General features: G+C 58.6%; 13 protein-coding genes and 1 pseudogene. 11 read left to right on the top strand and 3 right to left on the bottom strand.

The features are described from left to right. The first annotated feature begins 50 nt into the window (after window positions 1-50). The 3 genes from C7G42_RS29540 (at window position 51) to C7G42_RS35105 (ending at window position 1,551) form a co-directional block, all read left to right on the top strand. On the top strand, window positions 51-674 hold the full coding sequence (locus tag C7G42_RS29540; RefSeq protein ID WP_147250302.1) for a hypothetical protein: 624 nt from the start codon (window positions 51-53) through the stop codon (window positions 672-674). A 347-nt stretch (window positions 675-1,021) separates the two neighbouring features. Continuing rightward, entirely contained in the window at window positions 1,022-1,378 is a 357-nt protein-coding gene (locus tag C7G42_RS29535) for a DUF6538 domain-containing protein (protein WP_147250301.1), read from the top strand. A 23-nt stretch (window positions 1,379-1,401) separates the two neighbouring features. Beyond that, window positions 1,402-1,551: a hypothetical protein gene (locus tag C7G42_RS35105; protein ID WP_158537643.1), complete on the top strand. Its 150-nt coding sequence runs from the start codon at window positions 1,402-1,404 to the stop codon at window positions 1,549-1,551. Window positions 1,552-1,744: 193 nt separating this feature from the next. Here the strand turns inward: C7G42_RS35105 and C7G42_RS29530 are convergent, their stop codons facing one another. Beyond that, complete coding sequence (locus C7G42_RS29530; RefSeq protein ID WP_106952422.1) at window positions 1,745-2,131, bottom strand: hypothetical protein; 387 nt, start codon at window positions 2,129-2,131, stop codon at window positions 1,745-1,747. A gap of 95 nt (window positions 2,132-2,226) precedes the next feature. On the opposite strand from C7G42_RS29530, the gene C7G42_RS29525 reads away from it, so the two are divergent. Next, window positions 2,227-2,994, top strand: coding sequence for a site-specific integrase (locus C7G42_RS29525; RefSeq protein ID WP_106952421.1), 768 nt, complete (start codon window positions 2,227-2,229; stop codon window positions 2,992-2,994). A 1,081-nt stretch (window positions 2,995-4,075) separates the two neighbouring features. On the opposite strand, the pseudogene C7G42_RS36180 reads toward C7G42_RS29525, so the two are convergent. Further along, window positions 4,076-4,375 (bottom strand): annotated as a pseudogene (locus C7G42_RS36180) (hypothetical protein); the annotation flags it as partial. Between the two features lie 239 nt (window positions 4,376-4,614). Here C7G42_RS36180 and C7G42_RS29515 point away from each other — a divergent pair. The 7 genes from C7G42_RS29515 to C7G42_RS29475 all read left to right on the top strand — a co-directional run bounded on the left by C7G42_RS29515 (window position 4,615) and on the right by C7G42_RS29475 (window position 12,609). Further along, complete coding sequence (locus C7G42_RS29515) at window positions 4,615-4,839, top strand: type 1 periplasmic-binding domain-containing protein (protein WP_106952419.1); 225 nt, start codon at window positions 4,615-4,617, stop codon at window positions 4,837-4,839. Window positions 4,840-4,910: 71 nt separating this feature from the next. Then, window positions 4,911-5,225, top strand: coding sequence for a type 1 periplasmic-binding domain-containing protein (locus C7G42_RS34915; RefSeq protein ID WP_147250300.1), 315 nt, complete (start codon window positions 4,911-4,913; stop codon window positions 5,223-5,225). Window positions 5,226-5,601: 376 nt separating this feature from the next. After that, a complete protein-coding gene (locus C7G42_RS36360; protein ID WP_106952416.1) occupies window positions 5,602-5,916 on the top strand; it encodes an acyltransferase family protein in 315 nt (104 codons plus the stop codon). A 2-nt stretch (window positions 5,917-5,918) separates the two neighbouring features. Then, window positions 5,919-6,455, top strand: a complete 537-nt coding sequence (locus C7G42_RS29495; RefSeq protein ID WP_106952415.1) for an acyltransferase family protein — start codon at window positions 5,919-5,921, stop codon at window positions 6,453-6,455. A 465-nt stretch (window positions 6,456-6,920) separates the two neighbouring features. Continuing rightward, window positions 6,921-9,329 (top strand): hypothetical protein, encoded by a 2,409-nt coding sequence (locus tag C7G42_RS29490; RefSeq protein ID WP_106952414.1) that lies wholly within the window; start codon window positions 6,921-6,923, stop codon window positions 9,327-9,329. A gap of 165 nt (window positions 9,330-9,494) precedes the next feature. Further along, complete coding sequence (locus C7G42_RS34910) at window positions 9,495-10,328, top strand: hypothetical protein (protein ID WP_147250299.1); 834 nt, start codon at window positions 9,495-9,497, stop codon at window positions 10,326-10,328. Window positions 10,329-12,117: 1,789 nt separating this feature from the next. After that, window positions 12,118-12,609, top strand: coding sequence for a hypothetical protein (locus C7G42_RS29475; protein ID WP_106952411.1), 492 nt, complete (start codon window positions 12,118-12,120; stop codon window positions 12,607-12,609). Between the two features lie 106 nt (window positions 12,610-12,715). Here the strand turns inward: C7G42_RS29475 and C7G42_RS36355 are convergent, their stop codons facing one another. Next, on the bottom strand, window positions 12,716-13,162 hold the full coding sequence (locus C7G42_RS36355; protein WP_502694243.1) for a tyrosine-type recombinase/integrase: 447 nt from the start codon (window positions 13,160-13,162) through the stop codon (window positions 12,716-12,718). Window positions 13,163-14,257 lie beyond the last annotated feature (1,095 nt).

Here is a 14,257-nt window from a genome sequence, read left to right as displayed (position 1 = left end):
GTTTCTCCGGCATCCATGGTCTCGTAGCAGAATGGATGGAGGAGAATTCCATGAAGAAGTCTGCTACGCTCATCCGTGAAATCGAGATCAACACCAACAAGTTGGCGCTATTGCAGAGGGATCATGCCCGCATCGGGCAGGAGATTTCGGATTTGGCCGCATCGAACAAGGCGAAGATCATCGAGCTCATCGGGACCACAGTTGTAAACATGGATCTTAGCCAAGTGCCGATCCACCTGCTTGTTTCGAGGGTGTCGAAGTTGGGCGACGGGCTGTTTCAGGAAGATCCGGCCAGCGAAGACGATACTACGGTTTTCGTGAAGTTCGGACGCAACGCATCGTCGGCGAACCGCCAGGTGCTCGTGTCGGCGGGGCTTCACTGGCACGGTCGGGATGGCGGATGGGTCGGCCGGGTAACCGAAGCGCAGCTTGCCAGCCTGCGCAAGGCATTCGGAGACCGCGTGAGCGCGTCGAAGGGTGATGATGCGGGCCTGGACCTTGAGGGGCAACCGAGCGCCGCTCCAGACGTGGTTTCCGCCGACGTGGCGGCCGTCCTGCCTCTGGCCGAGGACGACGACGGGCAGGCAGGGGGAGCTACTCGCGAAATCCAGCTTGCTTCAGGGTCGGTGCGGCCCTTCGCCGGTTTTCCGCCGCGCCGTCCTCCCGGGACCTAAGCGTCGCAGGATCGTGGGGAAGCGGCTGATCTCCGACATCATGAAGATGTCGAGGGTGGGATCTCCGCCAGCATCGCGTGAGCTCTCGGGTAGCTGCCAGTGCGTCCGGTCCGCCGAGCTTGCGGGATGCTGCACTGAGGTGCTGCACACGGCATCGGTGTTGCCCGATTTCGTTAGGCTTTTCAGGTGTATAGCTGCTACAGCCATGGGTCCAGATCTGGCTGAGTACCGTCCCGCCCCAGCCAGGAGCTCCGCTTCCCCTGATATTGCTGACGAAAACCGGCCTGGCTGGGGCGCTGCTGCACAGCGCTGCGACACATCACTGCTGCACAGGGTGTCGCTCGAAAATGGCTTTCCACATCTTTCGCCGCCAAGCCGTCTACTATTGGCGCCGCCGTACCCCTCGGCCGCTTGCCAGCGTGCTCGGCCGCCCGCATCTTTCTATGAGCCTGAAAACGACGAACCGCGCGGCGGCTTGTCGCGTGGCTACCCAGGTCAACCTGTTCTTGGATGATGTTGCCATGCTTGCTGATGGTGCCGATCCGCTGTCGCGGTCTCAAATTGAGACAATGCTTCATGCCGTCGTCGAGAAGCAGTTGGCCAAGCTCGATCGGGTGGCGTTCGCGGCCAAGAACGCGCCCGGCTTTGACGTCGACCAGGCTCGTCGGACGACCAGCGGGCCTTGTGGACATACACGCTGCTAGATGCCCAAGGACACGGCGCTGCCGTGCGTCCCGAGGATCGCGACCGCATGATCGCCGATGGTCTCTCGGAGGCCGACATCGAGGCTGTGAAGCGTCACCTGACCATGCTTCGGGCCAACGACATGGTGCCGACCAAGTACGATGTCCTTCGGCATATGATCGAAGGCGTATAGGCCGTTCCGACCGCCATGAACATGGACGTGGCGCAGGGAACGTATTTTCGCGGAATGAAGCTTGCTCTGGCAGGGTTCGAGCGCCGATACGAAGGGGTGAGGGTAAGACGAGGGACTGGTGAATCGCCTTCTGCGTGCGATGAACGATCCACCGAAGCCGATTACTGCGGTGGCAAGCCCCGCGGTGGATCGTTCAAACGATCCACCGAAGACGTCTGGTGCTGTGATCCCGCAATTCGTCCCTATGGCCGACTTTTCGCGATTTGCGGATGGCGTGATCCAGCAGAACGCTGCCGACGGTTACTGGGACGAGAAGACGCAGCGGCAGGCCAAAAGCATCTCGAACCTGTTCATCAAGTTCATGGTTCAGGACCAGCGCATTCACGACCTCAATCTTGTGGGCCAGGCAGAGGTCGGCAAGTTCCCCGATTTCCTCCGTCTCGAAATCTACAAGCACTACGGCAAATCGGTGCGGGACGAGAAACTCACGATCGAAGAGCTCCGCGAGAAAGGACGCTCGGTAGAACGGAGCAAGCGCGGCAATTGGGGGCGACACCCTCAATCGGCATTGGACTTTCATTGGCCAGATCTTCGATTACGCGATTGCTCGAGGTTCAAAGAGCCTGGAGGCAATCAACCTGACGAAATTGCGCGCAAAGAGTCCGCAGCAAGAACATGCGTGCCCGCGACGAAAGGGCGAAGCTGCCCATCGACAGCGCCAAGGCGATTTTTCAAACCCCGCCGTTCATTAACTGCGCCGGCTGGGACGATCTCGGAAGGTGGGGCGATGAGGGCGGCGCGCGGATCTTTCACTGTGCACCCTATTATGTCCCGATCCTCATCTACTATATGGGTGCGAGGCGGGAGGAGCTTTGCGGGGCTCGCGAAGGCTGCAGGCCGTACATCCACATTGCAGCCAACGAGCAGCGGCGCATCAAGAACGCGCAATCCAAGCGCAACATCCCGCTCCACCCCGAGCTGATCAGGTTGGGCTTCCTCGACTACGTCGGCAAGATAAAGGCGCTCGGCTACAAGCTGCTCTTCCCCGACCTCTACTCTCCGAGCAGCCGTTCGCCGTTGGGCAACCGCTTCTACAAGCTGTTCAAGCCGATCCTCACCGCCGCCAAAATCACCGAGGAAGGGCTGGGCGCCCATGCCGTGCGTCACCTTTTCGGCGCGCAATTGAAAAAGAAGTTGCTCTCGAAGGAGGACCGAGCGGATCTCCTCGGCCACTCCGGCGACAGCGAAACCCGCGAGCGCTACTGCGAACCGCACGAACTCGACACGTTGTTCGAATTCATCATGAAGATCGAAGTGATCACCGGCCATCTCGTGCCGCGCGCTATCAACCTTATCCCTTGGGTCGAGAACAAGGAGGTCGCGCCCTTCTCGCGGCCGTCTCGTGCAAAACCCGAGCCTAGGTCGACCGTTGGAGTTACTTAATTCCTGCCGCCTTATCGGGGGGAGAATCGCCCGCTATCATGGATTGGGTAGGTACAACGCCCCAAATTCTCCAGTGATTTCGCGAAATCAGCCGTATTGTCTGCCGGGGGGGTGGCTTGTGTCCTTCACATTGGACACGGTTTGCAGACGGCTCGTCACGCCTAGCCTCGCTCGCCATCTAGCTCACGGCAGGACGCACAAAGAGAGCCCTTGTTCATCTCGATCGAGGGCCAGTTGGCGGCCCCTTGTCTCCCCCCTGATGGCAGCTAAGGGCTCAGTCCAGCACATTTCAGCGCGTTGGAGCTTGCCGCAGCGTTCTTAGCCGAGGGCCGCAAAGATCGACATGCTCGGAACCGAGAGCGTAGCCCGAGATAGCTCCAAAAGACGCACGCCAGACGGTGTTTGGATAGCTGCCGGCGCAAACCAGATGTGTCGTATCGGATGCATAGTTGACGCAGCGCTTTAGACACTGCCTCGCCAGCGCAGCTTGGCGATCGGGGCAGTTCAGGCCGGTTCTTTCGTCTTCGACCCTCCCGGCGTCGTCCTCAAAAAAGCAATCCCGCAACTGCGCATTTCGAGTCAACACGTTCATGCATTGAGCGGTCGCGTCGACGACCTGCACCTTGGTCGGTTTCACCAATGGGCACTCTGGGGGAATCTGAGCTGGGACCACGTAGGTACGCGCTGGCCCGCGGGCGAGCACGGCGGCTCTGTGCTTGCTCACGGCGGACCCACGTGACGGCCCTCGAGAATCTTCGGCGCAGGCGATAGGAAGGCATCTGGTCCACAGCGGACCGCTGCTCACGCACCGATTGGCGTCTGGCGCGCAGCCGGTGGGGCAACAGGTTTGCGCAGACGCGGGCGATATCACCGCATATGCCAAAACCAGGATTGTCACCTTGAGATGGCGCATGTTCCCCCAACAGACAGCAGCTAAGCGGCGCTCGACTGGTCCTTTTCAATCGCGCTCATTCTTCTTCTTGTCATCTCCACCCTGGCCGCCAAAGCCCGAGGAGCCCTTGTTACCGCCGCCACCTCCAGATCGGGAGCCTTCCTCTCCGGAATGCGCGACCTTGGACCCCTTTGCGCCACCCGAGTTCTCGCCGCCACCTCCGCCAGAGCCCCCACCACCGCCGCCGGCTGATGAATGCTCCTTGGTCGAGTGATCCTCGGTCGCGCTGTGTGGATCATTGTCGAAGACTGAATGACTGCTGCCGCCGCTGCTATATCCTGCTCCGTCATGGGCGCCGGAACGTGCGATGGCTGTTGACGTCAACGACGTCGACAGGAGTAGAGTCATCGATGGCGGGGTTAGGGCAGCAAACCTGCCACACATCTTCAAGAACTCCCGGCGGTCTTCGTCTTCTTCTGTTGTGGGCATCGGGTATCCCCTCGGGCTAGTGCAACTGTTGAATTAGGTTAAGATTAAATAAATTAAATCCTTTTAATTGGTTCAATCACGAAAAGTTGCGTTCTAGTGCGCCTACCATTGGTCGTACTGCCCTGCCGCAGGCGGCAGAAGTTCTAGATGAGAGTGAAGAACCGCAGCCACCACGCTGGCAAATGCGAGCCGCTGGATCCGGTTGGCGCTTAGTCGCGCTGTTTGGCGATCCGGTTGCAATGGGGATCGTGTCAACAATTGCGCGCCCCGGTGGAAATGTCACGGGCGCAAGCATCGATGCTGGGTTGCAGCTTCACGGCAAACGTATCCAGCTGCTTGCGGAGATGATACCCAACCTGCAACTCTATCATCTCGCGTCTGCGGCGTACTGGGAGCGGGCCGCCGGTGTAGCCGTGCGGCTGGCGGCACAACAGGTTCGCATGCCGATGGTTGAACTCCGCTAGGTCGGGTCGTCTCACAAGAAGCCTATCAACGCTGCTTCCAAGCGATACAGAGTAGCGAACCGACTGCAGTCATGGTCTCCGATGAGGGTGAGCATCTCGCCTTGCGTCAAATCTTGGTGGAGTTGCTGGCGGCAGAGCACCTTCCTGCAGGCTATGCGTTCCGAGATTTCGTGCAGGCCGGCGGACTGATGTCCTATTCCGTCGATCTGACCGACATGTTTCGACTTATTGCGTCGCAAGCCGCTGACATTTTGCGAGGCAAGAAGCCTGCTGATATTCCAATCTACAGCCAACCAAGTACGAGTGGCGATCAATGTAACGACAGCAAAGGAGCTGGGCCTCGCACTGTCACTATCATTCCTTGCCCAGGCGGATCGGGTGATTGAGTAAACCAGTATCGAGTTGCGCGAGTTCAACTCTGGCTTGCGGACCTCACCGTCCTCTGGGCCGAGGTCGGCTGTTGGCCCAACTGCGAAGTGCGGTTTGGCTCGATATGGTCTGTTAATCGGGGCGGACCGGAAGTGACAGCACCCATCAAAACGGCGCTGTTGACCCACAACGACATAGGGCGTTGCAGGGCGGCTATGATCTCGATGCCGATTTTAACCCCTACCAAAGTACTCTCGATCCGGTGCAACACGGTCTCCTGAGCTTTGGAGCAGGCATGCGACGGCGCGAGTTCATCACGCAATCTCGACCTGCGAACGAATTGCCCGCAGGCTAATTTTTGATGGATAACCGGCGGCTCCAAGGGCTGGACGGATTGCGCGGCGTCGCGGCGTTGGGGTCGTCGCGTACCACTATGACCAAAACAATTTCTACTATGGCCTCTTAGGCGTCGAACTCTTCTTCGTCATCAGCGGGTTCGTGATCCTAATGTCTTTAGAGAAGGCCAACTCGCTGGCCGAGTTCGCTTTGCATCGTGCGGCGCGGCTTTATCCTGCGTATTGGCTGTCCGTCCTTGTGGCTGGTGGCTTTCTGATGACAACTGGCCGCACGTCGGTTGAAAACGTTCTCGTCAACACCACCATGTTGCAGGGATTTGGACGCTGGCCTACGAGCTATGGTTCTACATAGTGATGGGATCACTGTTCGCGTTAGGCGGCATTCGTTACGCTGATCGCTTTGCATTGGCGTGGATCGTGGCGATGACGGGTTTGCGGGTAGCAATGATCCTCACCAACCACGGCCATTTCTGGCTGTTCCAGTTGCTGCTCATGCCGCTGTTTGGAAACCTCTTCATCGCCGGTATGATGCTCTACCGGTTACACTCAGGGCGAAAAAATCAAGCAACATGGATCGCATTACTGGCCGCAGGCCTTTATTCGTCATTTGGAAGGCCAGATTGGGCGACGATCACGCCGACGATATATTTTTGCGTCAACGCCGCATTTATCGGAGCTGTCTATCTCGCAACAACACGACTCGCACTTACCAACCGAGCACTGGTATGGCTCGGGGCATGTTCTTACTCGCTTTATCTTCTGCACGATGCAGTGTTCATGATCGCGGGGCACTCACTTCTTGCAATCGCCGTGGCGATCATGCTCGCGCAATTCTCGCGCGCCTATATCGAGCGACCAGCTCAGCTTTGGGCCAGAGGCAAAAACGCCTGATAAAAAGCGTTTTTATGCCAGCACGCCCTGCATGAAGACTCAATGGTCAGAGAATTGCGTGCGGAGGCACGAATGGGTTTTTCGATTTGTCGTCGCATCGACTCCAGGCTGCCATTTTTTTGCTGCGTCGCATGAGACCGGTAATGGCCCATCAGCGAAGTAGCGGCGCAAGTTGTTGGGGTCCGCTTCCTGAGGACGGCGCAACAGATCTGCTCAGGTTGAGTTTTTCGCGTTTTGACCCACAACCGACATTCATCCCTAAAGACACTAGGACAAAATCGGCGTAGCGTCCGCCCACGGTCATGCGCGTTGCTTGCCTGTGAGCTGCCCAAAATGCCGGTCTACCGAAGTTGCCGCTTCCATAAATTGGCAGCCTGGTGCCGTCGGCACGCATTCTTTTCCAACCTAAAGTTTCTTACGTGTAGCTACCTGGTGAATGTCGGCTAACTACGAGGACGACTCCCAATGAAGCGTTCCGAGAAATTTCCACAGGTGCAGCTGCCGGGAGAGGGCGATCAGCCGCCGAAGGTTGAAAGACGGCCATTGGTGGATCTAGCCGAGATCCAACGCATCCACGAGGTGTTGGAACTTGCGGGAGCGCGAGGAGTGAGTGAGACGCTCCTTGCGGAGGCGAAGCGCAATGCTGAGTTTCTGGATCGGTGCGCGAAGGAAGCTGATGCGGTGTTAGCGGGCGAACAACACGGCTCGACACGGCTTTGGCTGCTGCTGCGCGAGCCGATCGAAGTTCGTCGCGTGATCCCGCGTTCAATCCTAAACGAGGTAGCCGGTGAGGCATGGCATTGTGCGCCGCGGTCCTTAGATGGCGACGCGCTGCTTCGTTTGATTTCCGGAATTGTTCGAGCGGCTCACCAACCATCGGAATCGGAAGAGATGTTGGAAGCGGTGTCGCGGTTGCTGCAGCCGTTCTTTTATTTGGATGTCGCGGCCGCGGGGGCTGAGAGGAGTCGCCAAGGCGATCGGCAGGCATTGGAGACTTTTGTGACGGCGCACGAGTCGTCCCGCTGGCGGGAAGAAACGCGGTCCATGAATCCAAGCGTGATGCGCGATCCAGTCGTGACCAAGCCGACGCTCGATCGGGATCGAATTCCGTTCGATATTGCCAGTTGGCGCGATGAGATCGTAAAGCCGGGAATTGACAGATGGGACTGGGGCTGGCCTTGCATGGGCGGGTCGCGGAAGGCGATGTCGGAGATCGACCGGTTCGGCCCACGGTACACAATTGGCTCACTGGTGAACGACCAAGGCTGCGCTGGTGAGATGCTGACCATACTTGGGAAGAGTTTTGGACCGAATGGCCGGGTTTATTTTCCGTCGCCGGGCATAAAGGATCCAGCCTTTCATTTAGCGGACGGCGATCCGGGCGTGCTGGTGGGCGTGAAAGCCAAGACTTGGACCGACACCAAGATCGAAGTCGTTGTACCGGTGTGGGCGACGGCGGGTGAATTGCATCTGAATGCGTTTACGCATCACGTAGACCTGTGTGCAATCATCGATGTTTACCGACTGGGGAACAGCGCCTTCTTTCGCGGCGGCTTGGCAAACGTATATGAGGTCAAGGTGGCGGGTGTTGCGATCGATCTCACCGATACCAAGTCCACTAATTTGGCCCCAGGAAACTCGGTCGCGCTGAGTTGGCGGTCGAGTGGCGGGCCAACGACGAGGATCAAGATCCAGCTGATCGACAGAGGTGAAATCGTGTGGGAGCGGACGGATTTGCCGGGCGGCTTCGGCGCGGTAGTGCTGACGATTCCCGATCCGGAGCCGAGAGAGCCAAGGAGTGCTTCGCTGGTATTCACTACGTTAAGCTCCTGCGGAGCTACTGCGCCACTGAACGTTCCGGTATGGATCAGCGTGCCACCGAAGCTGACCATTCAATATGTTGAAGTGACGCAGGGTGTACAAGAAGATTTGGGTGCCGTTCTGGCGGGACGGGGGATGCCGACGATCGCGAACAAGGACACGGCAGTACGGATTCATATGAACTGCGATCGCGGTGGCTGGTTTTCGAACAAGCTGGACAAGATCACAGGAAGCTTACTGGTGGACGGCCGGCGACTGCGGCCCACCAACGTGCGGGTGATGATTCCGCCTGATCGCGGGTTTGCGAGTATCCGCGGACTTTCTGATCCATCGTTCACGAACGACACTCTGAATTTCACCGTCCCCGCAGCTTGGCTGACGCCCGGTTCGCACACACTTACCATGCAGATTGTATGCGATGACCCGAGCGGCAAAATCACGTTGGGGCAAACGTCTACGTGGACCTGGGTAGCGCACGCTCCATTGCGTGTTCGCGCCGTCTACATGGGCCTGTATGGAACCGACGAGTTTATGCTCGACTATTTGCGCAGGGCGCTAGATTATTTGCCCACGCCGTTGACAGACATAGGCATTGCTTCGATTCGCTGGTTTTCACACACTTATGACCTATCGACCGACGACGCCTGGAACGACTTGGCTGACGACTTGGAGGATGCGTGGGACGATGCTGACGAGGCAAGCGACGTGCGGTGGCTGGGCATTATCCCGCAGAGCGAACGCTTTTTAGGCAAGCCGCTTGCCCATCAAGGGATAGCAGGAGTGCCAAGTATTGCCGCGCTCGCGATGGGCGACGTCCCGTTTGTAGGAGCGCATGAGCTTGGCCATACATACGGCCTTCACCACATCAATCTGCCTGCGGGTGCAGCCAAAGGGCCTTACGACCCGGCGGATAATGGAGGCTTGCTTCGGAGAGCGCCATTTGACGTGCGGAGCAGTACCGCGATTCCGCTGCCGGCAGGCGACCTTATGACCTATTTTGAACCGGTACGGCCGGGGATCAGCACATGGATGCGGCTGTTCCTGAACACGTAAGGAAGCCGCAATATGCCATCGATGACTTACCTTCATATACGTGGGACGCTGGCGGAGAACATGGTGTATCGGCCGCGGCCCGGGCACGAATCGTCGCGGCCGGGGCGGAGGGAGGAGGGTGACTCGGCCTACCAACTAGTTCTCCTGGACTCGCAGGGAAGCACGTTGCTGACCGTGGCTCCGCAGGTCAGCCCACGTGGCTGCGGCAATGTGGACGATCCACTACGATACCGCGTGCGGGGAGTATTGCCGCTGCATCCGAACGGAGTTGCTTACGAACTGCGCCGGGGAGAGCTGCTGCTCTATCGCACGGCTATTCCTGTCGCGCCCCCAACGCTGGCGGCTCCGCGAACTCATAGAAGCGCGAACGGCGTCACGATTAACTGGCAACATTGCGAACCGGCTTCCCAAGAACAGCCATCCTGCGTTGGTGGGTCGCCGATACCGCCCGGCGACACCTCGTCTAGTGCGCAACGAGTTAGTTACAGTGTGGTCGCCGTGATGGAGTCGGGCCGGCGCATCCGAGTTGCGCGTGGACTGACAGCGCTGGCTTATAGTGTGGATTTGAGCGTAATGCCGGTTCACGGGAAGGCAACTCTTTATTTAGTGGCGAGCGACGGCATTCGATCGACCGAGGTTGAGGCGGGGTCGATTGACGTTCCTCAGCGACCGCCTTCAGTACATATACTTTCGCCCGAGGCCGATGCGCGCCTCCCCTATGGCCAGGTGGTGTCGGTGCTCGGCTGTTGCTTGGATATGGGCGGACGACCCATATCACCTGAGCGAACGGCGTGGTCCCTTGATGGCGAAAGTTTCGCAGCGGGCACTGTTGTGGCGGTGGTGGAGAATCTGACTCCGGGTAAGCATCGGCTGACATTGGCCCTGGAGGCCGAAAACGCGCAGCTGCTGGAGGCCAAATTGACGTTCACCGTGGAGGAACCTGACGAGCATTTTTACCGCTGGCAGGTTCTGACGACTGAGCATGTGGACGCGGACTAAAAATTCCGCACGGGGCCGTTCGTCGTCATGGCTCCTTGAATAACGTAGAGGTCCAGCTGCTAACAGCTGATGACGGGCGAGCGCCATGACCTTTTGGTGCTGTTTGGATCGTTCTGTCCGCGTTCGGCGATGCAGGCATTGGCAGTCACGGCTCAAGGCAGCGCCCCTACCGGCCCAAATGTTTATGCGACTTCTTGGTGATATTCGACAACCTCCGGCGCCTCGACGCCAGCCATAGGATAACCACCAACATTGGCCACGGAGAAGGTTCGTATGTAAGCGACTGCGATCGGTTTTATCGTTGTAACCATAGACATGCCTCTGGTGTCTGTATGGGACTTCTTTGAGAAAGCCGGGCAACGGTGCAGCTCCGTGTGGGCGCGGAGAGGGTAACTTAGGGCAGTGGACACGGGCCGGGCCACAGGCGACGCCCAGCGGATTATACACTCCTCCTCACCATCGGTCGCAAGCTACTGTGAAGGCGCCGCTTCTTGGCGCTTCAGTGAAGCTGCGCGCAAATTGCTACGGTGATTAGCTACGAAGTTCGTAGCAGCCGTCGATCAGCTACAGAGTGTCCGGATTGGACCCATCCGTTTTCCTGGCGGGTGCCGCTCGTCGCACGCTCTTCTTACCTCCACCGTCGCCTCGTAGGAACGCGCCAGCGTAGCTCACGGCATCCAGATGTACGCTGGACCGAAGGCTAGGCGCGCCGCGCAGATGTCGGGAAAGCCGTGCCACGAGGCTGAGAGCGGAAGCGAGAAGCCGCCTCAGGGGGCGGCCTTCTCGTTGGAATGGTGGGCGTCCGCATGTCATTGGCGAACGAGCTAGGACCGCATCCCTCCAGCATCGAGAAAGCAAGGCCCCCAGGGGTGCCTCCGCCGACTTCCATCGCCTACGCTGCGGTGGAGCGCTTCCATGAGATCGACGACGTTCTCGCCGCTCGGTCGGTCCTTCGGCGTGAGGGGCTTTGCCGGCGCGCTTCTGGTAGATGAAGTTACCGGCAGTCTGCTCGACGAGTTCCTGGCCAGCTCGAGCATGTCCTTCGTGACCTTCAGTCGAAGTATACTTTCGGGGCGCGGACTTTGTAGGGGTCGCGGAGCTTCCATCAGACCCTTGACCGTGGCTCCAGCGATGATGTGCTCGCGATTGGTCAGCACCACGCGGCCGTTTGAGACCTTGTCCATCTCGCGGACCCTAGCGTCATGAGGAATTGCCCCCTCCTTGGATACGCAAAGGCGGCAGTTCCGGATGGCGTTTGACAAGTAGTAGGTTTGTTCGCCAGCGAGGGCGTCTAACCGTCCAACCGTCGGCACAGTCGGATGCACTAGAACGATCTTTGATTGGCGGCGTCGGCTCGACGTGCGACGCTTTCCGAGGTCTGATCGCGCCAAGCTGCCATCATAATTCGATGGCTATGCTGGTAACGGTATGACGATGCTAAATATTTCTTGCGCAGTTCGCCTGTCGTGCCGTTACGAAAGCGCGTACGGATGGAGCGTCGCGCATTTGTGTGCCGCGGCGGCTGCGTCAACAGATTTTGCACGAAACTGCGTGCGAATAGCTGTGCCATATACGTTTGCTGAAATCGTGTTGGCCGGAGGCATGCAGTGAAGCCCCATTCCAATTGAATCGGCGAGGCCGCGACCAGTCGTTTTGTCCTAATCTGTCGGGGATTTTAGCAATTTCTCATTGTCGCGCGGTACAGCGGACCCTTGTCAACAAATGATCGCTCGCGACATTGCGCAAAACATGGGAGCTTGAAGGCTGCGAAACGAAAGGACCACCCGCGATGACCAAGGTGTTGACCCACGAGCATATCCGGAAGCTTCTTCGAAACTTCAGCGCAGCGATCCAGCTTGACCAGCGTAGCGTCGATGCGCTGCCGCCTGCGCAGTTTCATCCACAGTACAACGACGAAATGTGGCGCGCTTGGCGTATCGACCATGTGAGCTACATCAAGCGTCTGCTCTCGACCGTGGAAGCGATTCCGTCTGCGCTTCTGGTGGAGCTGACGACCATGGCGACCACCTACGACACTATGGTCGTTAGGCGTGAGGCGCTCGAACTGTTCGCCGACGCCGTCTCTGGCAGCTGTCCCGAAGAACTCACGACCGCAGAAAACTTCCTTGGTTGGTTGATCAAGGGGGTAAGGCGGCGCCGCTCGCGTCGACGGCGCTCAGCGAGCGCTAAGAGCGCCATGGCGAAGTGGTTGGCCCGCAACGACCCGCTTCGCATCGCCGAGGATCCAGAGTGCCAGTATATCCTCCGTAAGGCCAGCTGACTCTTAATCAGCGGGTCCCAGGTTCGAGCCCTGGTGCGCCCACCATATAAATCAAACACTTAGCAGTTTGAGCAAACGACAAAAGCAGCGCCGTTTACACCACCGTTTACAGTTTTCTTCTCTCGTCGAGCTTCAGCACCGCAGCTTCTGCGAGCTGAATGTCGCGACTGAGGTAGTGCGCATCGAGAATGGCCTCGACGTCCTTCAACGAATGACCGGTGACGGCCGTGATCTGTGGCACGTTCGCACCAGCGACCGCTAGGCGAACTACCGCCGTGCCGCGTAGATCGTGAAACGTCAGGCCGTTGATGCCGGCACGCTCGCAAGCCGTTCCCCACGACGTGCGAAAGCCATCGGACGTCCAGGGCCGGCCCAGCGTGTTCGTGAAGATAAGCGGCCCCCGAGGGTCGTCGCATCGAGCAGGGTCCTTACGGGTGCGCCAGCGGGCATCGCGACCCGGCGGCCACCTTTCGATTGCCGAAGACGAATGTAGGGGGTCTCGTAGGCTGACCAGGGTAATCGCATCAGGTCTCCTTGCCGTTGCCCGCTCCACAATGCCAAGACGAGCGCGAGCTGGATCTCGCTGGATGCGACCGCGAGAACCGGCCGCCGCATTCGCATGGATTGGTCGCGATGATGCCACGGTCCTTCGCGAACGACACTTGTCCAACGCCACGTCGATAGCCTTGAAATCCTACCGCGTAGTGCCCGGCAGGGGGGCGGTAACTTCCGCAAGCGTACCCAGTTCGAGAACGACTCGGCGACAGGTTGCAGTATTCGGCAGCCTGCTGCCGGGTTAGTAATCGCGGTCGAATCTCGGTATGCGCAAGATCCCGCATGCCATCGACTGAGCCGTTGCGCGCGCTCATGACGTTCGGGCTCCAAGACCGGAGCTCGGGATAGTGGCTGGATGATCAAATAGACAGGTCGAACAGAGCGACGGAGCTGAAAAGCCCCGCAGCGCGAGAACAATAGACATAGCCAATACACGTTGCCCGCGAGGGCATGTTGCGCACTGGCCAAGGGCTCGGCCTAGTTCGACAGCAGCCAGTAACCGGTATGCCTGATTTCGTCGAACCAGAATCGGTTTGTGTACGAGCTGATCCGAGCGATGGTTCTGTCACGAGTTTCATTGTGGAATCAAAACCTCAGACGCCATGTTTGGTCTAGTGCGGCTTCGCCGCTCGCCGCAGCCTTTGCTGTCATAGAGAACTAGCAAGGTCGGTCGGCATTACCTCGGCAGCAGCATGACCGCACTTGGGACACGCGATCGTGGAGTTCAGGATCATTTATATTCAGGCGCGTGGTAGGCAACGAGCAAGGAATTGCCCGCGAGCCTTCTTCCGATGGCCGCCAATTTTATCTTCTCTCTCAAAATGAGGATTTCGGAATATTCCTTTTAGATCTCTTGGGGATGCGAAGTGCTTCAAGCTGCTGGGCGGTCAGTTTTAGTAACGCGGCAATATGCGTACTGATGTGCATGGGATCGATCTCTTCGTCGAGGTGAGCGCTTGGAGAAATCTTTAGGAGGAAGCCCACCATCCGTCGGGGAATGGCTGTAGCAAAGTCCAATCGACTTGGTTGTCGTTGTCAGGGGGGCTGACAGCTCCTGCATTCCACCTTAGTGGCGCGTGGCGACGGAGGCGAA

This window comes from Bradyrhizobium sp. MOS003, assembly GCF_003020125.1.
GTDB lineage: Bacteria > Pseudomonadota > Alphaproteobacteria > Rhizobiales > Xanthobacteraceae > Bradyrhizobium.
Note: the sequence above shows the minus strand (reverse complement) of the source record. Positions and strands in the feature narration are given on the sequence as shown.